At 63.8% G+C, this 24,709-nt stretch carries 22 protein-coding genes and 1 other RNA gene; 11 read left to right on the forward strand and 12 right to left on the reverse strand.

Annotated features, from left to right (window positions below):
* Position 1: 1 nt before the first annotated feature.
* Positions 2–1,018, reverse strand: a complete 1,017-nt coding sequence (gene rsmH / locus F3H96_RS07690) for a 16S rRNA (cytosine(1402)-N(4))-methyltransferase RsmH (protein ID WP_149791346.1) — start codon at positions 1,016–1,018, stop codon at positions 2–4.
* Positions 1,015–1,473, reverse strand: coding sequence for a division/cell wall cluster transcriptional repressor MraZ (gene mraZ / locus F3H96_RS07695; RefSeq protein ID WP_149791347.1), 459 nt, complete (start codon positions 1,471–1,473; stop codon positions 1,015–1,017). Before mraZ ends, rsmH begins: the two co-directional genes overlap by 4 nt.
* A 396-nt stretch (positions 1,474–1,869) precedes the next feature.
* Here mraZ and F3H96_RS07700 point away from each other — a divergent pair, with 396 nt between their 5' ends.
* Complete coding sequence (locus F3H96_RS07700) at positions 1,870–2,985, forward strand: cystathionine gamma-lyase (RefSeq protein ID WP_149791348.1); 1,116 nt, start codon at positions 1,870–1,872, stop codon at positions 2,983–2,985.
* A 210-nt stretch (positions 2,986–3,195) separates the two neighbouring features.
* On the opposite strand, the gene rnpB is transcribed toward F3H96_RS07700, so the two are convergent.
* The 5 genes from rnpB to F3H96_RS30995 all read right to left on the reverse strand — a co-directional run bounded on the left by rnpB (position 3,196) and on the right by F3H96_RS30995 (position 6,441).
* An RNA gene (rnpB, locus tag F3H96_RS07705) (RNase P RNA component class A) lies at positions 3,196–3,592 on the reverse strand.
* Between the two features lie 137 nt (positions 3,593–3,729).
* On the reverse strand, positions 3,730–4,437 hold the full coding sequence (locus F3H96_RS07710; protein ID WP_149791349.1) for a lytic transglycosylase domain-containing protein: 708 nt from the start codon (positions 4,435–4,437) through the stop codon (positions 3,730–3,732).
* Between the two features lie 176 nt (positions 4,438–4,613).
* Positions 4,614–5,390: an N-acetylmuramoyl-L-alanine amidase gene (locus F3H96_RS07715; RefSeq protein WP_149791350.1), complete on the reverse strand. Its 777-nt coding sequence runs from the start codon at positions 5,388–5,390 to the stop codon at positions 4,614–4,616.
* On the reverse strand, positions 5,387–6,106 hold the full coding sequence (locus F3H96_RS07720; protein WP_149791351.1) for a DnaJ family molecular chaperone: 720 nt from the start codon (positions 6,104–6,106) through the stop codon (positions 5,387–5,389). Before F3H96_RS07720 ends, F3H96_RS07715 begins: the two co-directional genes overlap by 4 nt.
* A 122-nt stretch (positions 6,107–6,228) precedes the next feature.
* Positions 6,229–6,441, reverse strand: a complete 213-nt coding sequence (locus F3H96_RS30995; protein WP_149791352.1) for a hypothetical protein — start codon at positions 6,439–6,441, stop codon at positions 6,229–6,231.
* 175 nt (positions 6,442–6,616) lie between these two features.
* On the opposite strand from F3H96_RS30995, the gene F3H96_RS07730 reads away from it, so the two are divergent.
* The 3 genes from F3H96_RS07730 to F3H96_RS07740 all read left to right on the forward strand — a co-directional run bounded on the left by F3H96_RS07730 (position 6,617) and on the right by F3H96_RS07740 (position 12,332).
* Positions 6,617–10,249, forward strand: a complete 3,633-nt coding sequence (locus tag F3H96_RS07730) for a hydantoinase B/oxoprolinase family protein (RefSeq protein ID WP_149791353.1) — start codon at positions 6,617–6,619, stop codon at positions 10,247–10,249.
* Positions 10,250–10,371: 122 nt separating this feature from the next.
* Positions 10,372–11,670, forward strand: coding sequence for a DUF3419 family protein (locus F3H96_RS07735; RefSeq protein WP_149791558.1), 1,299 nt, complete (start codon positions 10,372–10,374; stop codon positions 11,668–11,670).
* Positions 11,667–12,332: a class I SAM-dependent methyltransferase gene (locus tag F3H96_RS07740; protein ID WP_149791354.1), complete on the forward strand. Its 666-nt coding sequence runs from the start codon at positions 11,667–11,669 to the stop codon at positions 12,330–12,332. Before F3H96_RS07735 ends, F3H96_RS07740 begins: the two co-directional genes overlap by 4 nt.
* A 5-nt stretch (positions 12,333–12,337) precedes the next feature.
* Here the strand turns inward: F3H96_RS07740 and F3H96_RS07745 are convergent, their stop codons facing one another.
* Positions 12,338–13,726: a serine hydrolase gene (locus F3H96_RS07745; protein WP_149791355.1), complete on the reverse strand. Its 1,389-nt coding sequence runs from the start codon at positions 13,724–13,726 to the stop codon at positions 12,338–12,340.
* 278 nt (positions 13,727–14,004) lie between these two features.
* Here F3H96_RS07745 and F3H96_RS07750 point away from each other — a divergent pair, with 278 nt between their 5' ends.
* Positions 14,005–14,796, forward strand: coding sequence for a GH25 family lysozyme (locus tag F3H96_RS07750; protein ID WP_149791356.1), 792 nt, complete (start codon positions 14,005–14,007; stop codon positions 14,794–14,796).
* A 181-nt stretch (positions 14,797–14,977) separates the two neighbouring features.
* Positions 14,978–16,156 carry a lytic murein transglycosylase gene (locus F3H96_RS07755; protein WP_149791357.1) on the forward strand — a complete coding sequence of 393 codons (1,179 nt, stop codon included), beginning with the start codon at positions 14,978–14,980 and terminating at the stop codon, positions 16,154–16,156.
* Positions 16,157–16,256: 100 nt separating this feature from the next.
* Here F3H96_RS07755 and F3H96_RS07760 read toward each other — a convergent pair whose 3' ends face one another.
* Complete coding sequence (locus F3H96_RS07760) at positions 16,257–17,165, reverse strand: LysR family transcriptional regulator (RefSeq protein ID WP_149791358.1); 909 nt, start codon at positions 17,163–17,165, stop codon at positions 16,257–16,259.
* Between the two features lie 130 nt (positions 17,166–17,295).
* Here F3H96_RS07760 and F3H96_RS07765 point away from each other — a divergent pair, with 130 nt between their 5' ends.
* Positions 17,296–18,027: an SDR family oxidoreductase gene (locus F3H96_RS07765; protein WP_149791359.1), complete on the forward strand. Its 732-nt coding sequence runs from the start codon at positions 17,296–17,298 to the stop codon at positions 18,025–18,027.
* On the opposite strand, the gene F3H96_RS07770 is transcribed toward F3H96_RS07765, so the two are convergent.
* Positions 18,024–19,244 (reverse strand): alanine racemase, encoded by a 1,221-nt coding sequence (locus F3H96_RS07770; protein ID WP_149791360.1) that lies wholly within the window; start codon positions 19,242–19,244, stop codon positions 18,024–18,026. The genes F3H96_RS07765 and F3H96_RS07770 overlap by 4 nt on opposite strands.
* Before the next feature lie 210 nt (positions 19,245–19,454).
* Here F3H96_RS07770 and F3H96_RS07775 point away from each other — a divergent pair, with 210 nt between their 5' ends.
* The gene (locus F3H96_RS07775) at positions 19,455–20,375 is read left to right on the forward strand and encodes a DMT family transporter (protein WP_149791361.1); all 921 of its coding nucleotides are present in this window, start codon (positions 19,455–19,457) and stop codon (positions 20,373–20,375) included.
* A 370-nt stretch (positions 20,376–20,745) separates the two neighbouring features.
* Here F3H96_RS07775 and metF read toward each other — a convergent pair whose 3' ends face one another.
* Positions 20,746–21,663, reverse strand: coding sequence for a methylenetetrahydrofolate reductase [NAD(P)H] (gene metF / locus F3H96_RS07780; protein WP_149791362.1), 918 nt, complete (start codon positions 21,661–21,663; stop codon positions 20,746–20,748).
* The gene (locus F3H96_RS07785) at positions 21,663–22,670 is read right to left on the reverse strand and encodes a metalloregulator ArsR/SmtB family transcription factor (protein ID WP_149791363.1); all 1,008 of its coding nucleotides are present in this window, start codon (positions 22,668–22,670) and stop codon (positions 21,663–21,665) included. The genes metF and F3H96_RS07785 overlap by 1 nt, the downstream gene beginning before the upstream one ends.
* Positions 22,671–22,809: 139 nt before the next feature.
* Between F3H96_RS07785 and tsaA the strand changes: the two genes are divergently transcribed.
* The 3 genes from tsaA (at position 22,810) to F3H96_RS07800 (ending at position 24,671) form a co-directional block, all read left to right on the forward strand.
* Complete coding sequence (tsaA, locus tag F3H96_RS07790) at positions 22,810–23,316, forward strand: tRNA (N6-threonylcarbamoyladenosine(37)-N6)-methyltransferase TrmO (protein ID WP_149791364.1); 507 nt, start codon at positions 22,810–22,812, stop codon at positions 23,314–23,316.
* Positions 23,313–23,627, forward strand: a complete 315-nt coding sequence (locus tag F3H96_RS07795) for a DUF2293 domain-containing protein (RefSeq protein ID WP_149791365.1) — start codon at positions 23,313–23,315, stop codon at positions 23,625–23,627. The genes tsaA and F3H96_RS07795 overlap by 4 nt, the downstream gene beginning before the upstream one ends.
* A gap of 84 nt (positions 23,628–23,711) precedes the next feature.
* Complete coding sequence (locus tag F3H96_RS07800; RefSeq protein WP_149791366.1) at positions 23,712–24,671, forward strand: D-amino acid aminotransferase; 960 nt, start codon at positions 23,712–23,714, stop codon at positions 24,669–24,671.
* The last annotated feature ends 38 nt before the right edge of the window (positions 24,672–24,709 follow it).

The raw sequence follows: 24,709 nt of genomic DNA on the forward strand, positions 1-24,709 counted from the left end.
CTCACCTCTCCCCCGACCGTTCGACGGCGGGAAGCTTTGGAAGGCCGAAGATCGAAAAATCGCCGGCGCGCGCCGGCGCCTCGGTGCGGATTGCCGCGCGCAGCCTGGCCGAGCGCGCCCGCGGATTGGCCGCTGTCTCGGCCTCCCCCGGCGTCACGCCACCGCCGGCTTTGCGGAAGGTGGCGACGCGCGTGGGTGCATCGGGCATGTGCCGCGAGCCGCTGGCCGCCTCGGAACGGTCGGCGATGAAGCGCTTGACGATGCGGTCTTCCAGGGAATGGAACGTCACCACGGCAAGCCTGCCGCCGGGCTTCAACACACGCTCGGCAGCCAGCAGCGCCCTCGCCAACTCGCCAAGCTCGTCGTTGACGAAGATGCGCAGCGCCTGGAAGACGCGCGTGGCCGGATGGATCTTGTCCTTCGGGCCTCGTCCGATATGCGTCTCGATGGCGTCGGCAAGATCGAGCGTGCGCTCGAACGGACGCTTCTCGCGCCGGCTCTCGATCATCCGCGCGATGCGGCCCGCGTGACGCTCCTCGCCGAGAAAGCCGAAGATGCGGGCAAGGTCGCCGGCCTTGAAGGTGTTGACGACGTCGGCGGCGCTCAGACCGGCTTGCGCCATGCGCATGTCGAGCGGTCCGTCGACGCGAAAGGAAAAGCCGCGCGCGGCCTGGTCGAGTTGCATCGACGAGACGCCGATGTCGAGCACGACGCCATCGGCGCTCTCGACATGCTCGTCCAGCGTCGAGAACGGCGCCTGGACAAGTCTCAGCCGGCCGCCGGCCCGCTGCTCGAGCGCCCTGCCCGACGCGATCGCGTCCGGATCGCGGTCGATGGCAACGACGGCGGCGCCGCTGTCGAGGATGGCCCTGGTGTAGCCGCCGGCGCCGAAAGTCCCGTCGACGATCGTCTCGCCGGCCTTGGGCGCAAGCGCCTCGAGCACCTCGGCAAGGAGGACCGGAATGTGACGGGCCAGTCCGCCAACGGCGTGAGGATCATCGCCGTGGCCAGCCATCATTCCGATCGCTCCGCTGGCTTCGTCCCCTGCCGAAGCTGCAAAAGCCTGGCCCGCGCCTGCGCCCCGTAGGCGGCAAGCCGTCCCGGCTCCCAAACTTGGAAGAAATTGCCGCGACCGACAAAGGCCACCTCGCTCGAGATGCCCGTATGCTCGCGGATGAAATCGGTCATGGTGATGCGGCCGTCCTGGTCGAGTTTCAAGAACGTCCCATCCCCATGGCAGAAGAACGACATGTCGTCCGCCGCCTGCAGAAAGGGGTCCTCCAGCGCGATCCGTTGCTCGTAGCGGTCGAGCAGGTCGAGCCCGCCGACATCCATCGCCGGCAGATCCAGGCAGCGCAGCGCGTAAAGCTCTGAATAGCCGCGTTTCTGGACCACCGCGCGGAAATGCGCCGGAACGGACACCCGCCCCTTCGCATCGATCCTGTTCACTGAGTTTGACAGAAATCGGTCCAAAACACACTACAGCCGCTGTCGCCGCCGCACCCCTTCCCATGTTGTTCTCCGCGCCGTCGCCGCACTCGCGACAAATCGCTTCGTTCACCGAGGCGAAAAACCACAAACGCGCAGCCGCCGCGGCTGCCCGATTGGCGTACGCTTCACCCTGACGCGGAACGAAAGCTTGATGCGATTGGGATATCATGGGGCACTATGGGCGTCAACGGGAGCAGGCATCACAAACACGCGCATCACAACCAGAAGGAGCAGGCTGAAGGCACGTCTCGTCTTTATCGTCTATTAAGCCTAACGAAGCGTTTAGAGCCCTCTGGCCCAAAAAGACGCAGCTTGCTGCGAACAGCCGCCGCGCCTAGCGTCGGTTGAGGCCTTTCTGGTCAAAAGAGGAACGAACCGATGTCTGACAATGCGAAGTCACGCGCCGCGTCACTTGCCCATCTGCGCAGCGCCGATTTCGCCAAGGGCGACCCCATCCCGTTGCCGCTGACCATGGCGTCGATCTTCCATGCGCCGGGCGACGCGACCGGATTCGACCAATATGGCCGCTTCAGCAACCCGACCTGGCATGCGGTCGAGCACGCGCTTGGCCATCTGGAAGATGCGCAATGCGTTGCCTTTCCTTCGGGAATGGGCGCGATTTCAGCGGTTTTCTTCGCGCTCCTCAAATCGGGCGACCGCATCCTCTTGCCGTCGGACGGCTATCACACGACGCGGGCGCTGGCCGAGCGTTTCCTGAAACCGCTCGGCATCGCCTATGAGGCGAGGCCGACGGCAAGCATGCTCGATGGCGGTTTCGCCGGCTACCGGGCGGTTTTTGTCGAAAGTCCGTCGAACCCCCGGCTGGACATTTGCGACATCGCCGCCGTCGCCAAGGCCGTCCACGCGCAAGGGGGGATCCTGATCGTCGACAACACGACGATGACGCCCTTTGGCCAGCGCCCGCTCGACCTTGGCGCCGACATTGTGGTCTCGGCTGATACCAAGGCCATCAATGGCCACTCTGACGTGCTCTTCGGCCATGTCGCCAGCCGCAATGCGGACATCGTTACTAGGGTGAAGGATTGGCGCGAGACGGCAGGCGGGATCCCCGGACCCTTCGAGGCCTGGCTCGTGCATCGCGGTCTCGAAACGCTGGAAGTGCGCTTCGACCGCATGTGCTCGTCGGCCGAAACGATCGCGCGGCGGCTGCAGGACCATCGCGCCGTCAGCGGCCTGCGCTTTCCCGGCCTCGAGGGCGATGCCTCGCACAATCTGGCGCGCGTCCAGATGGAGCGCTTCGGCTTTTTGATTTCTTTCGAGCTGGCCTCCGAGGAACAGGCCGAGGCATTTATCGACAATTGCGCACTGATTGAATCGGCGACGTCCTTCGGCGGCGTGCATACGTCGGCCGAACGGCGTTCGAAACGCGGCGATGCCGTGCCGCCGGGCTTCATTCGCCTGGCGATCGGCTGCGAGCCGGTGGAGGAACTCTGGCAGGCGATCGAGGCGTCGCTGGACAAGCTCGGCGCCTGATTTTCGAAACATCGACCCGTCGAACCGCGGCATTCGGATTTCGTTCGGTGAAATAGCCCCGGTGATTTCCAGGTCGGGTTGCGCCCGAGGCCGATGCTTCACTCCCCGATCGCACCGGCTTCAACGAGCGGGCCGACCCAAACACTGAATCAAAAGGCCCGCCTTTCGGCGTAACCTTCTGATTTCCTGTGGCCGTCGCAACTTTGGAAAAATGCCAGCTGGCCTGTAAGCCGGGTTCTGTATGGCCCTCGCCTTGCGGCGAGAACGTGGCGGCCATTCATCTTGGGCGCATGTTGCCATGCGCCTCACGCAACCTACCCGGGCGGTGGGCCGGAAACAGCCCTCGAAGGTTTCCCCTCGTACCGCCCCTATTCGGTTTTGCTCCCGGTGGGGTTTGCCCTGCCGCTCCTGTTGCCAGTCGCGCGGTGGGCTCTTACCCCACCCTTTCACCCTTGCCGCGGCCAAAGCCCCGGCGGTTTGCTTTCTGTGGCACTTTCCCTGGGGTCGCCCCCGCCGGCCGTTAGCCGGCACCGTGTCTCCATGGAGCCCGGACTTTCCTCACCCGCAGCCTTTCGGCTCTCGCGGGTGCGGCCGCCCGGCCAGCTGACAAGGGCGTATAAAGAGGTTCCCGCCTGAAAACGCAAACGAAAAGCTGGCCCGTCTCGCCCAAAATGCGCGGCGGTTTTTGGGACGACGACATGCATGACAACACGCATCGCCCAATTCCGCCCCGATGGATGCGCCTCAGGCAGGTGAGCCTAGCGCCACCAACTGCACCTTTACCTTGCTGCAATAGGCGGCCGAAACCGGGTTCATCCGCGTCGCGCCATGACCCGCATTGTATTTGAGGATCGTGCCGCAGGTGGTGCCGCCGCCGAGGTCTCGCGCCATGGCGAGGTACTTCATGCCGTATTTGATGTTGGTGTCGGGATCGAACAGTCCCTTGGCCGAACCGGTATAACCCATCATGCGCGCCGTGGCCGGCTTGATCTGCATCAGGCCGATCTCGCCGGCGCCGCCGACGAGGTTCGGCCGATAGTTGCTTTCGATCTTGATGACGGCCTTGGCCAGCGACACCGGCACGCCATAGCTTGCGGCATAGCGGGCAATGATCGTCGAATACTGGCCATCGCCGGCCGCGGCGGACGCGACTACGGCGGTCTTGCCGGAGTTGATCGAAGCGGTCGTGGTGAGGTCGATGGTCCTTCCGCCGCGTTTGGTGCGTTTGGCCGTCGATTTTGCCACCCTGGTCGCGGCGGCCTTCTGCACCCGTGCCGGAGCAGCTCTCGCGGTTTTTGGTGTTTTGGCGCTTGAGGCGGCCTTTGGCGTCAACGGGGCGACCGCAAAGCCATTGTCTGCCCTGGGGCTCAGAGGGGCACTGTTGGCCTGGTTGAAGGCAAAACTTATCACTCCGGCAGCAACAGCTGCCGCTACAACGGTCAATTTTTGCATGTAGTCCTGTTCTGTTGGACCGCGCGAAGAACTTCACGCAGTTTGTGTCAATTAAATATCGGAGCGTCCGGGAGGATAGATATCCGACGACTTGCGGAAGAGGCATTTGGCGGCGGAATTGGCGGCAATGAAGGCGGCGCAATTCACTTTAAATGACAGATTGTAACTTAAGGAGCTTATCGCGATTGTTTGATGGCGGCTGCCTTTACGGAAGCAAGCAGCCTCTCCAGCGTGCGGATCGTGGAGTTGTCCGCCACGCCATCCACCCGCCGCCGCCGGAAATGCCGCTGGAACGCCCCCACCACGATTTCCGTCTGCCTGTCGTAGGCACCCGATATCTCGACGCCATAGCCGTAGAGCGCCAGCATCGACTGCAGCGCCTCGACATCGGAGCCGGTGTCGCCGGTTTTCAGCGCGGCGCCCGGTACGATCGGCGCTGCCGGCACCAGGTGACCGACGCCGGCGGCAAACAGCGCCTTCCACGGAAATTTCTCGCCGGGATCGATCTTGCGGCCCGGCGCCACGTCGGAGTGGGCGAGCACCCTTGCCGCCGGTATGGAATAGCGGTCGACAATACCCGAGCAGAGCTCGATCACGGCATCGACCTGCCGTTTCGGGAAAGCCTTGTAGCCCAGCGAGTGCCCGGGATTGACGATCTCGATGCCGACCGAACAGGAGTTGATGTCTGTGTGCCCGAACCAGGAGCTCTTGCCGGCATGCCAGGCACGGTCGCTCTCGCGCACCATCTGGATAATGCGGCCGTCCTCGTGAACGAGGTAGTGCGACGACACTTCGCTTGCCGGATCGCACAACCACGCCTCGGCGCCGGCGCCGCTCGCCATGCCGGTATAGTGCAGTACGATCATGTCTGGCCGCGGCCTGTCGCGGCGCGGACCGAAATTCGGTGACACCCGGACCTCGGCACCTGGCTGGTCGGGCAGAAAACCGCTCATGCGTGCCTGAGGCCCCGCTCGATCATCTCATAGGCGGCATTGATCGCCGCGACCCTGGTCGTGGCGATCTTGATGAATTCCTGCGGCAGGCCGCGCGCGATCAATCTGTCGGGATGATTGTCCGAGATCAGCTTGCGATAACGTTTCCTGACCTCCTCGAACGGCTTGCCGCGCTCTATGCCCAGGACCACGTAAGGATCGGCGGCGCCAAGATTAACGTGCCGAGACAGGATCGTCTCGTAATGCGCCTCGTCGATCCGAAAAATCTCGGCGATCCGGTGCAGGAAGTGCCCTTCCCGCTCATGGATGAGGCCGTCCGCCTTGGCGATGTGGAACAGACCGTCGAGGATGTCTTCCAGCATCATGCAGTTCGCGTGGCCGGAACCGCAAAGTTGCGCCATGCGCTGGGCATAGATCTCAAACCCGGCAACGTCCCGCTTGGCGATGTCATAAAGCCGCGCCACGTTGCGTGTTTCGCTTGGCGGCACCTCGAAGATTTCCTGGAAGGCGCGCACCTCGTCCTGCGTGACGATGCCGTCGGCCTTGGCCATCTTGGCCGACAGCGCGATCATGGCGACCGAGAAGGCAACGCGCCGGCGCAGGTCCGGGTCGCCCGAAAATACCGTACGCACGGCTTCGACGACATCCGCGACGCCCGAGGACGCCGACGACGAAACACGAGCGATGAAGTCCCCAAGGCGGTCCCAAATCGACATGCGGGCTTCATAGTGCGAACCGGGCGGTTCTATCAAGCCGGGACGTTGCCGCAGGCTGTATGCATGATCAGCGCAAGAGGAAGGCCGGCAATGCCGGCCTTCCTCGATTATTCGGTCAGCTCTTACTTCGCAGGTGCGGCAGGAGCCGGATTTGTTGCCGGAGCCGGTTCAGCAGGCTTGGAAGCGTCGGGCGAAGCCGGCTTCATCGGCTGCTCGGCGGCCGGCGGGTTGGTGCTCTGGGTGGTGGTGTTGTCGGTGCCGGTGCCGCTCTCGCTGCAAGCCGCAACCCCCAGCAGGGCGAGCGCCGAAACAGACGCCAGAATGAGCTTCTTCATGGTATCTCTCCTTCAACAGACGCTCACATTTCGGTGAGCGGTCGGAAAGGAAATGCTTCAGTAGGCTGCCGGTTTCGTAACGATGCGTTTCCAGGTGTAACATCAACTTGCGATTGCTGGCGCCGAAATCCCGAACTAACAGAACATACGCTCGAAGACACAATGGATAATCAGAATGCCGGCAACCTCGGGGACGCAGAAATGGGACTTCTGGATCGACCGCGGCGGTACCTTCACCGACATCATCGGCCGTGACCCGCAAGGCCGGCTGCACCCCCGAAAACTCCTGTCCGAAAATCCCGAAGCTTATGCGGACGCCGCTATCCAAGGCATCCGCGACCTGCTGGGGCTGAAAGCAGGCGCCGCCATTTGCGCCGACGCGATTGGCGACGTCAAAATGGGCACCACCGTTGCCACCAATGCGCTGCTCGAGCGCAAGGGCGACCGCGTGCTCCTGCTCATCAGCAAGGGTTTTCGCGACGCTTTGCGCATCGCCTACCAGGCACGGCCGGACATCTTCGCCAAGCAGATCATCCTGCCGGAACTGCTCTACGAGCGGGTGATCGAGATCGACGAGCGCGTGCGCGTCGACGGTCGCGTCGAGCGCCTGCTCGACATCGCTGCCTGTCGCCCGGCGATCGAGCAGGCCAAGGCCGATGGCATCGACGCGGTCGCCATCGTCTTCATGCATGCCTGGAAATATCCCGATCACGAAAAGGCCGTTGCCAAGGTCTGCCGCAAGATCGGCTTCAGCCAGATCTCGGTCTCTCATGAGGTCTCGCCGATGATCAAGCTGGTCGGTCGCGGCGACACCACCGTGGTTGACGCTTACCTGTCTCCGATCCTGTCACGCTATGTGCAACGGGTGGCGGGAGAGCTGGGAGCCGGCCCGCGCCTGATGTTCATGATGTCGTCGGGCGGGTTGACCGCCGCCGACATGTTCCAGGGCAAGGACGCGCTGCTGTCCGGACCGGCGGGCGGCGTCGTCGGCATGATCGAGACGGCCAAACTCGCCGGCTTCGGCAAGGTGATCGGCTTCGATATGGGCGGCACCTCGACCGACGTCGCCCACTATGACGGCGAATATGAGCGCGCCTTCGACACCGAGGTCGCCGGCGTGCGCATCCGCGCGCCGATGATGCGCATCCACACGGTCGCCGCAGGCGGGGGCTCAATCCTGCATTACGAGGCGGGCCGCTTCCGCGTCGGGCCCGATTCGGCCGGCGCCAATCCCGGGCCGGCCGCTTACCGGCGCGGCGGCCCGCTCGCCGTCACCGATGCCAATGTCATGCTCGGCAAATTGCAGCCCGATTTCTTCCCGGCGATCTTCGGCCACGGCCAGGACCAGCCGCTCGACGTCGACACGGTTCGCGAAAAATTCACGGCACTTGCCGCCGAAATCGCCGACGGCCGGACGCCCGAGGCCGTCGCCGAGGGTTTCATCACCATAGCGGTCGAGAACATGGCCAACGCCATCAAGAAGATTTCGGTGCAACGTGGCTACGACGTCACCGAATATCTCCTCAACTGCTTCGGCGGCGCCGGCGGCCAGCATGCCTGCCGGGTTGCCGATGCGCTCGGCATGGAAGCTGTGCTGATCCACCCCTTTTCGGGCTTGCTTTCGGCCTATGGCATCGGGCTGTCCTCGGTCTTCGCCTCGCGCCAGCAGGCTTTGCTGCAGCCGCTTGCCGAGGAATCCCGCCCGGCGATCGAGGCACTTATCGTCGCCTTGCGAAACGACGTTGTCGCCGAGCTTGGCGAGCAAGGCATTGCCGCGGACGTTGTCTCAGCGAAGCCTGTCCTGCATATCCGCTACGATGGCACCGACACGGCGCTGCCGGTGAATTTCGAGCATGGTTCGATCTTCCGCGCCAGAAGCGATTTCGAGGCCGCGCACAAGTCACAGTTCGGCTTCGTCTATGACGACAAGCCCATCGTCGTGGAAACCGTCGCCGTCGAAGGCATCGAAGCCGCTCGACAGGACAAGGCTGAAGCCTATGCGCCTGCCGGACCGGCAGGGATCGAGGCCAAACCTCTGGAAAGCCGGCGCTTCCACACCGAGGGCGATTGGCACGAGGCCGGCGTCTACCGGCGCGAAAACCTGCGCCCTTCCCACACGGTCGCCGGACCCGCGCTGATCATCGAGCCGAACCAGACCATCGTCGTCGAGCCGGGCTGGCGCGCCGAAATCACCAATCTCAACCACGTCGTGATACGCCGCACGCAACGAAAAGCGCGTGCCGCCGCGCTCGGCACCGAAGCCGATCCGGTGATGCTGGAGGTCTTCAACAACCTCTTCATGTCGATCGCCGAGCAGATGGGCGTGACGCTGCAGAACACCGCCTATTCGGTCAACATCAAGGAACGGCTCGATTTTTCCTGCGCCGTGTTCGACCGCCATGGCGCGCTGGTCGCCAACGCGCCGCACATGCCGGTGCATCTGGGTTCCATGGACCGTTCCGTCGAAACCGTCATCCGCCTGAATTCCGGCGACATCCATCCCGGCGACGTCTTCGCGCTCAACGCCCCCTATAATGGCGGCACGCATTTGCCCGACATCACCGTGGTGACGCCGGTGTTCGACGATGCGCGCAGGCAGATCCTGTTCTGGGCGGCCTCGCGCGGCCACCACGCCGATATCGGCGGCACCGCGCCCGGCTCGATGACGCCTTTGGCCACCACGGTCGACGAGGAAGGCGTGCTGTTCGACAATTTCCGCATCGTCGATCGCGGCCGCTTCCGCGAGAAGGAGCTGGAGATCCTCCTGACCGACCACCCCTACCCGGCGCGCAATCCCGCCCAGAACATCGCCGACCTCAAGGCGCAGATCGCCGCCAACGAAAAGGGCGTCGCCGAACTGCGCAAGATGGTCGTGCATTTCGGCCTCGATGTCGTCGAGGCCTATATGGGCCATGTCCAGGACAATGCCGCCGAGAGCGTGCGCCGCGTGATCGAGCGGCTTCCTGACAGCGCCGCGTACGAATACCCCACCGACACCGGCCAGGTGATCAAGGTGAAGATCACCGTCGATCGGCAAAAGCGCGAGGCGACCGTCGATTTCACCGGCACCTCGCCGGTGATGAAGAACAATTTCAACGCGCCGGAGCCTGTCGCCCGCGCCGCCGTGCTCTACGCCTTCCGCGTCATGGTCGAGGACATGATCCCGATGAATGCCGGCTGCCTGAGGCCGATCAACATCGTCATCCCCGACGGCTGCATGCTCAAACCGTCCTACCCTGCCGCCGTCGTCGCCGGCAATGTCGAGACCTCGCAGCATGTCACCAACGCCTTGTTCGGCGCGATGGGTGCGATGGCCAACGCGCAAGGCACGATGAACAACCTCACCTTCGGCAACAATCAATACCAGTATTACGAGACGATCTGCTCCGGTTCGCCGGCCGGGCGGATGAATTCGGGGCGCGGCTTTGCCGGCACATCCGGCGTCCACACCCACATGACCAATTCGCGGCTCACCGACCCGGAAGTGCTGGAACTGCGCTTCCCCGTCGTGCTGGAAGACTTCCACATCCGCGAGGGGTCCGGCGGCAAGGGCAGGTGGAACGCCGGCGACGGCACCAGGCGCACGATCCGCTTCCTCGAAAAGATGGAGTGCGCAATTCTCTCCTCGCACCGCAACCGCCCGCCCAAGGGTCTGGACGGCGGCGGCGACGGTGAAGCGGGCTCGACCAAGGTCAGGCGCAATGACGGCTCGGTCGACGTCCTGAAGGCCTGCGACCAGACCACGCTCGACGCAGGCGAGGCCGTAATCGTCACCACCCCGACGCCCGGGGCCTTCGGCAAAAGCTGATGCATGTCGTCGAAAGCCGCGGAGCGGTTTTGGGACGACGACATGCGTAGAAACGAAGCCACGGCGGCAAGCGCACGCACCGGAGCGTCGACTTGCCGTCAACAGGCTGTCACCTGCCTGTCATGACGCTGCGCTACCCGCTTGCGCCAACGCGAACGGGGAATCACCTTGCCATGTCGGATGTTTCGGGAGAACTCGTTTATCGCCGGGGCAAGGAAGTCGGAAAGGCCGTCTACCAGAACCGCGCATTGTCGAAGGACGGCATTTCCGAGCGGTTGTTCGCTTTCCTGTTTTCCGGCCTCGTCTATCCGCAGATCTGGGAAGACCCGGATGTCGACATGGAGGCCATGCAGCTCGGCGCGGGTCACCGGGTCGTCACAATCGCGTCGGGCGGCTGCAACATTCTGGCTTACCTGACGCGCTCGCCGGCGAGGATCGATGCCGTCGATCTCAATGCCGCGCACATCGCGCTGAACCGCATGAAGCTGGAGGCGGTGCGCCACCTGCCGTCTCAAGGCGACCTGTTCCGCTTCTTCGGCGCCGCCGACACCAGCCACAATTCGGATGCCTATGATCGCTTCATTGCGCCGCATCTCGATCCGGTCAGCCGCCATTACTGGGAGCGCCGCAACTGGCGCGGCCGCCGCCGTATCTCGGTCTTCGACCGCAACTTCTACCAGACCGGCCTGCTCGGCCTGTTCATCGCCATGGGCCATCGCGCCGGCAAACTGTTCGGCGTCGATCCGGCCGGCATCATGAAGGCTGAGAACCTCGGCGAGCAGCGGCGCTTCTTCAACGAGGAACTGGCACCGGTCTTCGACAAGAAGCTCCTGCGCTGGGCGACGTCGCGCAAGGCTTCGCTGTTCGGTCTCGGCATCCCGCCGGCGCAGTATGACTCGCTGATTACGTCGGGCGACGGCTCGATGGCGAGCGTGCTCAAGGCACGGCTGGAAAAGCTCGCCTGCGACTTTCCGCTGAAGAACAATTATTTCGCCTGGCAGGCCTTCGCCCGCCGCTACCCCGAACCCGGCGAGGCGGCGCTCCCCGCCTATCTGGAACAGCGCAATTATAAGACGATCCGCGACAACATCGATCGAGTCCACATCCACCACGCCAACTTGATCAAGTTCCTGGCCGCCAAGGATGCCGGCACCGTCGACCGCTTCGTCCTGCTCGACGCGCAGGACTGGATGACCGACGATCTGCTCAACGCGCTGTGGACCGAGATCACCCGCACGGCTTCGGTCGGCGCACGCGTCATCTTCCGCACCGCGGCCGAACCCAGCTTGTTGCCCGGCCGCGTTTCCAGCTCGCTGCTCGACCAGTGGACCTACGAGAGCGACGCCTCGCGCGAGTTCTCAGCCAAGGACCGCTCGGCCATCTACGGTGGCTTCCACCTTTATGTGAAGCGCGCCGCATGAGCACGACGGAGCTGCAGGCCAGCCATGCCGAACTTATGGACGGCGTCTATCGCTGGCAGCGCCACATCTATGACCTGACCCGCAAATATTACCTGCTTGGCCGCGACCGGCTGATCGACGAGCTGGACGTGCCGCAAAACGGCAGCGTGTTGGAGCTCGGCTGCGGCACCGGCCGCAACATCGCGCTTGCCGCCCGGCGCTATCGAAATGCCCGCTTTTTCGGCCTCGACATCTCTGCCGAAATGCTGGAAACGGCGAATGCCGCAATGGCCCGCGAAGGTCTGGCGGCCCGGGTCGGCCTGGCGCGCGGCGACGCTACCGATTTCGATGCCAAGGCGCTTTTCGGTGTCGAGCGCTTCGACCGGGTTTTCGTGTCCTACTCGCTGTCGATGATCCCCGGCTGGGAGAAAACGGTTGCGGCCGCCCTTGCCGCGCTTGCGCCCGGCGGCTCGCTGCACGTGGTCGACTTCGGTCAGCAGGAAGGATTGCCGCGCTGGTTCAGGGCGCTGCTGCGCGGCTGGCTGCGGAAGTTTCATGTCATGCCGCGTGATTCACTACGCGACGTGCTTGAATCGGAATCCAAGCGGACCGGCGCAACCTTCCGTTTCAGAACACTTTATCGCGGCTATGCCTGGCTGGCGGTGGTCGGCGCGCCAAAATAGCAGCGCTACTGATGTAGCGCCTTGACCAACGCAGTCACCATCGTCTGCGGCCGGTAGTTGAGCTTGGTCGGTGTCAGCCCAAGCCTCACCACGACCAGTTGTTCCGAGGGAATGATCGCCACCGTCTGGCCGTCATGGCCTTCCATCCAATAGGTGTCCTTCGGCAAGCCGGCGGCAGTGCCCGCGCCGGGATTTTCCTCGTCGCCCGGGCCTTCGATCCAGACCTGGCCCTTGCCGTAGACCTTCGAAGCGGGCGCCGGCTCGCGCATCCAGTCGACGAAGCCGGCGGGCAGGATCTGCGCGCCGTTCCAGACACCGCCCTGCAGCAGGAACTGGCCGAAGCGCGCCCAGTCATGGGCCGTGGCGTAGAGATAGGACGAGCCGACGAACGTGCCCTGCTCGTCGGTCTCGAGAACGGCGCTGTCCATGCCGAGCGGCTCGAACAGCGCCGTGCGCGGCCATGCCAGCGCCTTTGCCTTGTCGCCGATCGCGTCCTGCCACAGTCGCGACAGCATCACCGCCGTGCCGCTCGAATAGGAAAACACCTTGCCGACCTCGCCGGTCAGCGGCTTGGCCTCGGCGAAGCCCGCCATGTCCGGCTCGAGATAGAGCATGCGCGTCACGTCGGCGACGTCGCCATAGTCCTCGTTGAACGCCAGCCCGCTCGACATCGCCATCATGTCGGCAAGGCTGATGGCGGCGCGGCCGTCTACCTTCCACGGTGCGAACAGGCCCTTGCTGTCGACCGCCATCTTGCCGTCCCTGACCAGCGTGCCGACGATCGCGGCATTCACCGTCTTGGTCATCGACCAGCCAAGCAGCGGCGTCTTGGCCGAGAACCCCTCGCCATAGCGCTCCGCGACGACGCGGCCGTTCTTTACCACCACGACGGCGCGCATGCCGACGCCGGCCATCGCAACGTTGCCAATGATCTTCGACACTTCCGGATTTTGCGAAGCATCCACCCGCTCACCTTCGGGCCAGAGCGCATCGGGCGGCGCGGCTGCCGTCGATGGCGCCGGTCGCAGCGATATCTGACGCACCTTGCCGGTATCGCCATCCGGAACCGACGCGCAGCCGACGCCGTCGCGCTCGACCGCGACGCTCTTGCCGAGAACCCAGAGCAGGCCCGCCGAAACCAGCCCCCTCTCCTTGTCGACCGAGACCTTCATCAGGCGCAGCAGCGGATGGCCCGGCGCCTGCACGTCGACCGCCAGAACTTCCTTCGGGTCTCGGCCGGCGATGAACACGTTCGAGCAGACGATCTTGGCCGAATAGCCGGAGCCGACGCGGATCAGTTCGGGCGGCGCCAGGTAAAGCCAGGCGAAGAGCGCCACCACCGCCAGCACAATGAGGGCCAGCAGCGATTTGATGAATTTCACGACAGCCCGCATCTTTTCGCGCCCTTGGATTTCCGGCCCGCTTTATGTCATCGATTTGCCGCCATTGCTTCCGCAAAATCATGACCGATGTCGAGCGCCGTCAATGGATTATCAACCATGTTCGGCGATCACGGAGGGATGTCGCCCAAAAGTGCCAAGCTGCTTTGGGACAACGACATGCATGAAGAACGGGCGGTCCTGTGGGGCGATCGTCCGGAGGGGGCACGCGCAAGCGACCACCATCAGTGAGGACCCATCAGCGGCCGGCTGATCCCGGCTCGGGGAATGCCATGCGCCGTCTTGCGGCCATCCTGATGCTGACGCTGTTGGGCGCCTGCTCGACGGTCGATGACCTTTCGCCGTTGTCGCCGTCATCGCAGACGGCCGTGGTGCGCGCGCCGAAGTTCGAGGACTCCAAGCCGCACGAGTGGGACAGCGGCACGCCGTGGAATTATGCCATCCACGGCACAGACGTCTCCAAATACCAGACCTCGGTCGACTGGCCGACAGCCCGGGCCAGCGGCATCTCCTTCGCCTTCATCAAGGCGACGGAAGGCGGCGACCGCTTCGACGACTATTTCAACGAGCACTGGGCCCGCTCCAGGGCCGCCGGTGTCCCGCGCGCCGCCTATCACTTCTTCTATTTCTGTACGCCGGCGGAAACCCAGGCGCGCTGGTTCATCGCCAATGTCCCCAACGACCCGTCGGCGATGCCGCCGGTGCTCGACATGGAATGGAACCCGAACTCGCCGACCTGCAGGCTGCGCCCCGACCCGGCGACGGTGCGCAGCGAGATGACGACCTTCCTTCAAATCGTCGAGCGCCACTACGGCAAGAAGCCGATCATCTACACTTCGCTCGACTTCTTCGACGACAACCAGTTGGCGACGTTCCGCGGCTATCCCTATTGGCTGCGGTCGGTCGCCGGCCATCCGCGCGAGAAATACGGCAGCCACCCCTTCACCTTCTGGCAGTACACCGGAACCGGCATCGTGCCAGGCATGACCGGCAAGTCGGACATCAATGTTTTCAACGGCTCGGAAGCCGCCTGGAAGAAGTGGCTGCGGCAGAACACCCGTTGACATCGGCCGCCCGGCCTGCTTTTCGACACGGCGGGCGGCGAACATGCAACCGCTGGTAATCTGGAGCGGCGCGCTCGCGCGAGTGCCTAACGCGGCTCCTGAATTTTGAAATCCTCGCATGCGCCTGTCCTATCCTGTCCGGGTTATGATGGGCTCATGTGCCGGTCTCGAAAGGAAAGCGATGCGATTGCGCGTTGAAATCCTGGCGGCGCTGTTCGTCGGCGCGTGCGCACTGCCCGCCGCGGCACAGGAATGCGGTGGGGATTTCGAGGCCTGGAAACAGGGCGTGGCGGCCGAAGCCAAGGCGGCAGGCGTCGGCGCTGTCGGCCTCGACGCGCTCGAAGACGCCACCATTGACCAGCGAGCGTTGGCGCGCGACCGCGCCCAGGGCGTCTTCACCCAGACTTTCACCGAATTCGCCAACCGCATGATTTCGGGCTACCGCCTGAAGCAGGGCGCGGCCAATCTGAAGAAATATGCCGACGTCTTCGACCGCGCCGACAAGCAGTTCGGTGTCCAGCCGGCGATCATCGCCGCTTTCTGGGGCCTGGAGACGGATTTCGGTGCCGTGCAGGGCGACTTCCATACATTGAACGCGCTGGTCACGCTTTCGCATGATTGCCGCCGTCCCCAGCTCTTCCGGCCGCAACTGGTGCCGCTGCTCACCCTGATCGACCGCGGCGTGCTGCCGACCGACGTCAAAGGCGCCTGGGCCGGCGAGATCGGCCAGACGCAGATCCTGCCGACCGACTACCTGGCGCGAGGCGTCGACGGCGACGGCGACGGCAAGGTCGACCTCAGGAACAGCGTGCCGGACGTGATCATGACGACGGCCGACAAGATCGCGTCGCGCGGCTGGAAGCGCGACCAGCCCTGGGTCGAGGAGGTGCGCGTCCCCGATGACATGCCCTGGGACCAGACCGGCCGCACCAACAAGCTGCCGCTGGCGCAGTGGGCTCAATGGGGCGTGACCTATCCGAACGGCACGCCCTTGATCGACAATGGCCTGAAGGCTGGCCTGGCGCTGCCGATGGGCCGCAAAGGCCCCGCCTTCCTGACCTATGACAATTTCGATGTCTATCTGGAATGGAACCAGTCCTTCACTTATGCGCTGACCGCGGCGGTGCTCGCGACGCGCCTGGCCGGCGCGCCGCAATTCGACCCGCGCACGCCCGAGCCCGGCCTCGACGGTGACCAGATGAAGGCGCTGCAGACCAAGCTCGAAGCCAAGGGCTACGACGTCGGCACCGTCGACGGCATCCTGGGCACCAACACGCGCGAAGCGGTCCGCAAGGAGCAGATGCGGCTTGGATTGCCGGTGGATGGCTGGCCGACAGCGGAGTTGCTGGCGAAGCTCTGAAGCGTAAGCGCTAACCGCGCCTAGAGCATTTCACCGTTCCACGGAAACGGCGAAACGCTCTATCTCTTTGTTTTGACGCAATTCCTGACGGAAAACCGTGTCACACTTTTCCTGGAATTGCTCTAGACCGCACGAAGTCGATGAACGCACGCAGCGCCGGCGGCACCAGCCTCCGGCTCGGATGGTATAGATAAAAACCCGGGAAGCCAGGCGACCAGGCTTCGAGAAACCGGACCAACCTGCCCCTCTCGATCCATGGCTGCACCTGGTAGTCGATCATGTAGGCTACGCCAGCCCCATCCAGCGCCGCCTTCAGCATCAGTTCCGTATCGTTGACGGTGAGGTTGCCCTTGACGGCGATTTCCAGGGAGCGCTTGCCGCGAGAGAACTCCCACCGGTAGATGTCGCCGCCGCCCGGCCACTGGAAATTGATGCAGCGGTGCTGATGCAGGTCCTGCGGGTGGCGCGGAATTGCGCGACCTTGGAGATAGGCCGGAGCCGCCACCGCCGCCATTTGAAGGTCATCGCCGAGTTTGACCGCCACCATGTCTTTCTCCAGCCGCTCGCCAAGGCGGATACCGGCATCGAACCGCCCCTCGACAATGTCGGTCAGCGGGTCATCGATGATGACCGTCAGCGCAATGTCGGGATAGGCGCGTTGGAAATCGCCGAGGATCGGCGCGATGAACCGCATTGCGGCAACACGGGGTACGTTGATGCGCAAAGAGCCGGCGGGCCGGTCACGCCCGGCCTGGGCTTCCGCCAAGGCGTCCTCCAGTTCATCGAACACAAGCGCAAGGCGTACAAACAGCGTTTCGCCGGCCGTGGTCGGCGAAACGCTGCGTGTCGTGCGGTTGAGCAAGCGAACCCCGACACGAGCCTCCAACTGCCGGATCGTCTGGCTGAGCGCCGGTGGCGACACCCGCAGCCGCGCGGCCGCGCGCACGAAGCTGCCCTCCTCCACGATTGCCGCAAACGCCTTGAGCTCGGCGAAGTCAGAGCCGCGCATTATGTATTCCCGAATTAACAACTCACTCAGATAATAGAGCATTATCCGACCAATTGCATGTCGCTATTTCTTGCATCGTCGGCCGCCGGGACCAGACCGGCAGGCCTGAAAGGTGAAGGAAAATCGAATCATGTCTCAGTCGCTGCAAGGCAAAACCGCGATCGTTACAGGCAGCTCGCGCGGCATTGGCCGCGCCATTGCCGAGAGGCTTGCCGCCAATGGCGCAGCCGTGGTCGTCAACTATCTTGGCAACAGGAATGCCGCAGACGAAGTCGTGTCGGCGATCACCAGCAAGGGCGGCAAGGCGGTAGCCATTCAAGCCGACGTTTCGGTTCTTGCCGATATCCGCCGCCTCTTCGACGAGGCAGGGAGCCAGCTCGGCGCCATCGATATCGTCGTTGCCAATGTCGGCATCGCCGTCATCAAGCCGTTCATCGAGGCTACCGAAGCCGACTTCGATCTGGTTTTTGGCACCAACGCCAGAGGAACCTTTTTCACGCTTCAGGAAGCGGCCAAACGTGTCCGCGACGGCGGCCGCATCATCGCGGTCTCGACGGGCGGCACCAAAATGTTCTTCACGCAGACGGCGCTCTATCTCGGCAGCAAGGGCGCCGTCGAGCAGTTCGTGCGGGTGCTCTCGCGCGAGCTCGGACCGCGCGGCGTCACCGTGAATGCGCTGTCGCCGGGCTTCACCGACACCGATCTGTTGCCGCAGCGGGATCGTGCCGTGGCGGCAGGCATGTCGCCCTTCGGCCGGATTGGCGCTCCGCGCGACGTTGCCGATGTCGCCGTCTTCCTGGCCAGCGATGAAGCCCGCTGGCTGACGGGCGAAAACATTCAGGCGGGTGGCGGGGTCGCCTAATCCGCCATCGTCTCCAGGCTCGCAAACCCCTGCGGCGCATCGCCCTCGTCGAAGGGCGTCGTCACCTCGACGAATGTATCGGGGAAGAAGCCGTTGAAGCGCGTCCTCAGCGACAGCGAGTAAGCGCCGATATGGCCGATCTCGATCCAGTCGCCAGTGTCGACCGTTTCCGGCAGCCAGAACGGCCGGGACAGGATATCGACGGAATCGCAGGTCGCGCCGCAGACCTTGAACGGCACGATGGCGCTTTCGTCGCCATTGCGCGCGCGGATCGCGGGATCGGGGATGAAGCGCGCCGGCAGGGTGATCTTGCCGGTCCATGAATCCGACAGCGACGCCCAGATGCCGTCATTGATGTAGAGCCGCTTGCCCTTGCGCAGCAGCACCCGCACGATCAGCGACAGGCAGCGCGCCACGATGACGCGACCGGGTTCGGCGACCAGCGGCATCTGGTCGAACTGGTATTCCGTGAGGTCGCCCGCCAGCCGCGACATGAGTTGGCCGAGCGATGGCATCTCAATGTGCCTGCGATTGGGGTCATGCCCGTATTCGGCCGGAAAGCCGCCGCCCACGTCGAGCCCGGCAATGTCGAATGTCAGCCGGTTTCGCACCCAGTCGGCCGACGCCAGCGCCCGCTCATAGGTGTCGGGATCCTCGATCTGGCTGCCGACATGGAAGCAGAGCCCCACCTTGTAGCCGGTGCGGTTGAGCCGCTCGGCAAGCTCGACCGCGTTGGCCGGCCCGGCGCCGAATTTCTTCGACAATTCGTAAGCCGCGTGGCCCTTTGTCTGGATGCGCACGAAGACGGTGATGGCGCCCGGGTCGATATCGAGGGCACGCACGACGCGCGTCAGCTTGGTGATCTCGTCCTCATGATCGATCGAGATCACCCGGATGCCGTATTTCTCCAGCGCCAGCTTGATATCGGACTGCGCCTTGACCGGATGCATGTAGAGCATCTCGGCATCCGCCGAGACCGTGCGCACGGCGGCGAACTCGCCAGGCGAAGCGACGTCGAATGTGCTGACGCCGGCCTCGACCAGCGTCCTCAAGACGATCTGCTCGCCGTTGGTTTTCACCGCATAGGCGGTCTTGCCGGGAAACATGTCCATGAACTGCAATGCATCCGCTTTGAGCACCTGAGGGCGAAAGCAGTAGACCGGGTCGTCCGGGCGAAGCGCCAGTGCCGCCTCGCGGGCATTTTCGAATCGCTGCATGGACGAATCCTCGATCAGGTGCGCACAATTAATCCTAGCTAACCGCCAAAGAAAACAGTTCTGTGTCTGGCTATCCCGCTCGGCCGGCCGCACTTTTTGCCAACGCTAGGCCACTGGTCAGGTTTCGGGTGGCCCTTGCCGCTGAATCCGATATCGGTTGGTTTAAGTTGAGAGCCGAGGTTGCGATCGGCCCTTGGGAGGGAACAAGACATGTCCATCACCGCCGGCGCCGCGCCGATGCGCGGACCGATGACGCTCAAGGACTGGGCGCAGCTTCTCTTGCTCGGCGCGATCTGGGGCGGTTCGTTCTTCTTTGCCCGCATTGCCGTATCCGAGATCCAGCCGCTGGCGCTGGTGCTGTTTCGTGTCGCCATCGCCGCCATCGCGCTTCAACTCTACCTGGCGGTCCGCGGTCCTTCGTTTGGCCTCGCCTTCCCGCATGCCGGCCTGTTCTTCCTGCTGGCGATCACCAACAATGTCATCCCCTTCTCGCTGATCTTCGCCGGCCAGACTCAACTCGGCGCCGGCGTCGCCTCGGTGCTCAACGCGACGACGCCGTTCTGGACGTTGATCCTGGCCAACGCGCTCACCACCGACGAAAAGTTGTCCTGGAACAAGCTGGCCGGTATCGCGCTGGGCGTTGCCGGCACCGCGGTTATGATCGGACCAGGCCTGCTTGCCGGGCTGGGCGGACCTGTGTGGGCCAAGTTCGCGCTGATCGGCGCCTCACTGTCCTACGCGTTCGCCCTGATGATCGCACGCCGCCTCAAGGGCGTGCCTTCGCCGGTCATCGCCACCGGCCAACTGACCGCATCGACCATCATCATGGTCCCGGTGGTGCTGATCGCCTATGGCCCGGCCGGAGTGTTTTCGGCCTCACCGCCGGTCTGGGCAGCCGTGCTGGCGCTGGCGCTGCTCTCCACCGCCTTCGCCTATATCCTCTATTTCAACCTCGTCGCCTCGGCGGGCGCCACCAACGCCTCACTGGTCACGTTGATCGTGCCGGTCAGCGCGGTGCTGCTCGGTTTCCTCTTCCTCGGCGAGCGGCTGGCGCTGTTCGAAATCAGCGGCATGGCGCTGATCGGACTCGGATTGGTCACCATCGACGGCCGTCTGTTCGGCCGATGGTAGCGGTGTCATGACACAGCGCCGCCACAATTTATTCACAACTCTCGAAACGGTTTTTGCCAAAGAGTTTCAACGGCTAACGGTAAATCGGAAGTCGCAAATTCCACAATCACGTCGCAATGCAGCACATTTTCCGCTTGCCTGTGACCCAAATGACCCTAGACTCCAGCCATAGCTCTTAGAGGAGGCTATGGCATGGGACTGACGAGGCCGATCAACGCATTGATGATTTGTGCCGCATTCGCATTCATCGGCGCCCTTATCATAGGCGTTCTTCCCTGACCCGCCAAAGACGGGAAGACCAGCACCGAAAATAGTCCGAGGAGTTCGAAAAGGCCGGGTTCTACCCGGCCTTTTCCATTTCAGCTTTGCTTTACGCGGCAGCCGATCCGGCCGCCTCGGTCTCATGCGAACGGATGCCGATCATATGGCAGACGGCAAACACCAGATCGGCGCGGTTCATGGTGTAGAAATGAAAATCGCCGACGCCGCGCTCGACCAGGTCGAGCACCTGCTCGGCAGCCACGGCCGAGGCGACGAGGGCATGCGTTTGCGGATCGTTCTCCAGTCCTTCGAAGCGCTCGGCCAGCCAGGCTGGCACCAGCGCCCCGCAGCGCGAGGAGAAATTCGCGACCTGCGTGAAATTATGCACCGGCAGGATGCCCGGCACGATCGGGATATAGATGCCGGCCCGGCGCGCCCGCTCGACGTAGCGCTCGTAAAGATCGTTGTCGAAGAAGAACTGGGTGATCGCCCGCGTCGCGCCATTGTCGACCTTGCGCTTCAGCATGTCGATGTCGGTGGCGAAATCCGGGCTTTCCGGATGCTTTTCCGGATAGGCCGAAACCGAGATATCGAAATCGCCGGCGCTCTTCAGCGCCCCGACCAGCTCGGCGCCGTTGGCGTAGCCGTCCGGATGCGGCCTGTAGATGGTTCCGACGCCGGCCGCTGGATCGCCGCGCAATGCGACGAACCGCTTGACGCCCATGTCGGCGAACTCGCGCACGACCCCGTCGACCTGATCGCGGGCGGCATCGACGCAGGTCAAATGCGCCGCTGGCGTCAGCGTCGTCTCGTTGAGGATGCGCTTGACCGTGCGCGCCGTGCGCTCGCGCGTCGAGCCGCCGGCGCCATAGGTCACCGAGACGAATTTCGGCTTGAGCGGCTCCAGCCGGGTGACCGTGTCCCAGAGCCTTGTCTCCATCTCGTCGGTCTTCGGCGGGAAGAACTCGAATGAGACCCTGACCTTGTCGCCGATGTCGGGGCGTCGGGAAAAGCGGAACTGGTTCATCAGGCTGTTTCCCTCGCTTGCAAGGAATCGTTGGACGGGTCGGCGATCAGCAGGCGGCGGTCCCGGGCGAGCCAGAGCTTTACGGTGAGCCTTGCTTCGTTGCCGCCACGCGGCTCGAATTCCTGGCTGTCCTCGAGATCGAGCCCGGCTTCCGCGAACCATTCCGAAATCTGCCGGTCGGAAAAACCGAGCCGCATATGCGCATGCTGGTCGCGCAGGAATTCGAGATTATGCGGCGCGAAATCGACGACGATCAGCCGACCGGACGGCCGCAGCAGTCTCGCCGCCTCGCCGATCGCGCGGGCCGGATCGTCGAGATAATGCAGCACCTGGTGGATGGTTACGAGGTCGAAGGCGTTGCGCTCGACCGGCGGCGAGAAAATGTCGCCCTGGCGCACCTGCGCATTGGCGATGCCCGCTTTGTCGAGATTGGCGCGCGCCACGGTCAGCATCTCGCGCGACATGTCGATGCCGACACCGCGCCGGTAGAGCGGCGCAAAGATTTCAAGCAGCCTGCCCGTGCCTGTGCCAAGGTCGAGCATCGACTGGAACGGCCGCTTGCCGACGAGCTTCAGAAGTGCTGCTTCCACCGCGCGATCCGGCACGTGCAGCGAGCGGATATGATCCCAGCTCGCTGCATTCTCGGAGAAATACTCGGCCGCCCGGTCCTGCCGTCTGCGCTTCACCGCCGCCAGCCGCTCGAGATCGCGCACCACCTGCGGATCGGCCTCGCTTATGCCGGAGACCAGACGCTGCACGAAGTCGCGAGAATTATCCGTATCGGTCAGCCTGAAGAAGGCCCAGGACCCCTCCTGGTAGCGGCCGATCAGCCCGGCATCGAGCAGCAGCTTGAGATGGCGCGAGACGCGCGGCTGCGACTGACCGAGGATTTCGGTGATGTCGGAGACGGTAAGATCGCCGCGCGACAGAAGCACCAGGATACGCAGCCGGCTGGATTCGGCCGCCGCCTTCAATGTATCTACCATTGTGTCGAGCGAGATATGCATCAGCGGGTTCTCGTTGAAAGATATAAAGATATGTTTATGTCGATTTTGAAACCCTGGCAAGCGCTATGTCGCTTCCGGACAAGAAAATGGCGCAGCCGTGATCCGCGCCCATGGGCGGGTCCTGCACAGGATGACCTGGATGTTTGAGACGCGCGAAGGCGAAACGCTTCTGGAAGCCGATCCGTCGGAACTGCCGCCGGACGGCCATGTCGTCTTCATCGGCCATATCGTCTCGCCTTGGACGAACCGCGAGGATTGTCCGAAGAACATGCGCGCCGCCCGCGAGAACGGACGGACGGCAACGGTTCTGATCGACGAGCCCTATCGTTCCGGATTGCAAAATCTCGACCGGGCCAGCCACATCGTCATCCTGTCCTGGCTCCATCGCGCGCCGCGCAATCTGATCGTACAGAAACCGCGCCACGCGACTGAGCCGAAAGGCGTTTTCTCGCTGCGCTCGCCTGCCCGGCCGAACCCTGTCGGCCTGCATGTCGCAAAGCTCATCGCTCTCGACATCGAGGCCGGTCGCGTCGAGATCGACGCCATCGACGTGCTGGACGGCACGCCGGTCATCGACATCAAGCCTTACTACGCTTCGACCGACGCATTCCCCGAAGCGGTCATTGCGGGGCGGGACGACAAATGAGCGCGCCCACCGGCCGCCGCCGCGCCATTGCCAAGGCGCTGACCGCGCTGTTGCCGCTCGCCCCTTATGCCGACATGGAGAAGATCCGCGCCGATGCCGGTTCGGTGCATATGAAGACCTTGCCGCCCACGATCGCTGTGTGGCTGGCAACGATCGCACATGTCCGCCACGCCCATACCGACTACGAGAAGCTGCTTGCAGAAGGCTATGACCGGGATTCGGCGCGCTTTTTCGTGATCGGCCGGACCAACGAGGTGCTCACCCGCTGGCGCGCGACACGGCTGCTCGAGGAAGACGAGGAGGACGAATGAGGCCAAGCGGCGCAGTCTGCCTGGCTCTACTTCATCCGCGACCGGACGCTAGCCTGCCTTGCCGGACCAACGAGGAGGAATGAAATGAGCCAAGCCGCCGCCGCATCGGCCGGATCGCTTCCCATTCTTTCAGATCGCTATCTCGACCCGCATGCCTATCCCGATGGCGTTGCCTTCCTGGACGGCCAATATCTGCCGATGTCGCAGGCCAAGGTCTCGGTGCTGGATTGGGGCTTTCTACATTCCGACGCCACCTACGACACGGTCCATGTCTGGGACGGACGCTTCTTCCGCCTCGACCTGCATCTCGACCGGTTCTTCGGCGGGCTGGAAAAACTGCGCATGACCATCCCGTTCGACCGCGACGGCGTTGCCAAAATCCTCCACAATTGCGTCGCGCTCTCCGGCCACCGCGCGGCTTACGTCGAAATGTTGTGCACGCGCGGCGCGTCGCCGACCTTCAGCCGCGACCCGCGCCAGGCGATCAACCGCTTCATGGCTTTCGCCGTGCCCTTCGGTTCGGTCGCCAATGCCGAGCAATTGCGCAGCGGCCTCAAGGTGGCGATCAGCGACAAGGTCCGCATTCCGCCCGCCTCGATCGATCCATCCATCAAGAATTACCACTGGCTGGACCTGGTGCGTGGGCTCTACGATGCCTATGACCGCGGCGCCGACACCGCGCTGGTCCTCGATTTCAACGGCAATGTCACCGAAGGACCGGGCTTCAACGTCTTCTGCGTAAAAGACGGCAAGCTGTCGACGCCGGCGGCGGGTGTGTTGCCCGGGATCACGCGCCGCACCGTGTTCGACCTGTGTGCCGAGGCGAGCCTTTCCGCGGTAGCGACGGATGTCAGCGTGGCCGCGCTCAAGACGGCGGACGAGGTCTTCATCACCTCGACTGCCGGCGGCGTCATGCCGGTCACCACCATCGACGGGGCGCCTATCGCAGGTGGCAAGGTCGGCGCGATAACGCAACGCCTGATGGCGCTCTATTGGAAAAGGCATGACGATCCGGCCTGGTCGAGCCCGGTGCATTATCCCTGACCCGTGCAGCCAAATAATTCCGGTGGCGCCCCTGGAAA

It is taken from the genome of Mesorhizobium sp. NFR06, assembly GCF_900115245.1.
Taxonomy (GTDB): domain Bacteria; phylum Pseudomonadota; class Alphaproteobacteria; order Rhizobiales; family Rhizobiaceae; genus Mesorhizobium.

Bases quoted from the DNA above. Each gene is read 5' to 3' on its own strand.
- rsmH (WP_149791346.1), bottom strand. From the start codon at position 1,018: ATGATGGCTGGCCACGGCGATGATCCTCACGCCGTTGGCGGACTGGCC.
- F3H96_RS07700 (WP_149791348.1), top strand. From the start codon at position 1,870: ATGTCTGACAATGCGAAGTCACGCGCCGCGTCACTTGCCCATCTGCGC.
- F3H96_RS07710 (WP_149791349.1), bottom strand. From the start codon at position 4,437: ATGCAAAAATTGACCGTTGTAGCGGCAGCTGTTGCTGCCGGAGTGATA.
- F3H96_RS07715 (WP_149791350.1), bottom strand. From the start codon at position 5,390: ATGAGCGGTTTTCTGCCCGACCAGCCAGGTGCCGAGGTCCGGGTGTCA.
- F3H96_RS07720 (WP_149791351.1), bottom strand. From the start codon at position 6,106: ATGTCGATTTGGGACCGCCTTGGGGACTTCATCGCTCGTGTTTCGTCG.
- F3H96_RS30995 (WP_149791352.1), bottom strand. From the start codon at position 6,441: ATGAAGAAGCTCATTCTGGCGTCTGTTTCGGCGCTCGCCCTGCTGGGG.
- F3H96_RS07730 (WP_149791353.1), top strand. From the start codon at position 6,617: ATGCCGGCAACCTCGGGGACGCAGAAATGGGACTTCTGGATCGACCGC.
- F3H96_RS07735 (WP_149791558.1), top strand. From the start codon at position 10,372: ATGACGCTGCGCTACCCGCTTGCGCCAACGCGAACGGGGAATCACCTT.
- F3H96_RS07740 (WP_149791354.1), top strand. From the start codon at position 11,667: ATGAGCACGACGGAGCTGCAGGCCAGCCATGCCGAACTTATGGACGGC.
- F3H96_RS07745 (WP_149791355.1), bottom strand. From the start codon at position 13,726: ATGCGGGCTGTCGTGAAATTCATCAAATCGCTGCTGGCCCTCATTGTG.
- F3H96_RS07750 (WP_149791356.1), top strand. From the start codon at position 14,005: ATGCGCCGTCTTGCGGCCATCCTGATGCTGACGCTGTTGGGCGCCTGC.
- F3H96_RS07755 (WP_149791357.1), top strand. From the start codon at position 14,978: ATGCGATTGCGCGTTGAAATCCTGGCGGCGCTGTTCGTCGGCGCGTGC.
- F3H96_RS07760 (WP_149791358.1), bottom strand. From the start codon at position 17,165: ATGCGCGGCTCTGACTTCGCCGAGCTCAAGGCGTTTGCGGCAATCGTG.
- F3H96_RS07765 (WP_149791359.1), top strand. From the start codon at position 17,296: ATGTCTCAGTCGCTGCAAGGCAAAACCGCGATCGTTACAGGCAGCTCG.
- F3H96_RS07770 (WP_149791360.1), bottom strand. From the start codon at position 19,244: ATGCAGCGATTCGAAAATGCCCGCGAGGCGGCACTGGCGCTTCGCCCG.
- F3H96_RS07775 (WP_149791361.1), top strand. From the start codon at position 19,455: ATGTCCATCACCGCCGGCGCCGCGCCGATGCGCGGACCGATGACGCTC.
- metF (WP_149791362.1), bottom strand. From the start codon at position 21,663: ATGAACCAGTTCCGCTTTTCCCGACGCCCCGACATCGGCGACAAGGTC.
- F3H96_RS07785 (WP_149791363.1), bottom strand. From the start codon at position 22,670: ATGCATATCTCGCTCGACACAATGGTAGATACATTGAAGGCGGCGGCC.
- tsaA (WP_149791364.1), top strand. From the start codon at position 22,810: ATGTTTGAGACGCGCGAAGGCGAAACGCTTCTGGAAGCCGATCCGTCG.
- F3H96_RS07795 (WP_149791365.1), top strand. From the start codon at position 23,313: ATGAGCGCGCCCACCGGCCGCCGCCGCGCCATTGCCAAGGCGCTGACC.
- F3H96_RS07800 (WP_149791366.1), top strand. From the start codon at position 23,712: ATGAGCCAAGCCGCCGCCGCATCGGCCGGATCGCTTCCCATTCTTTCA.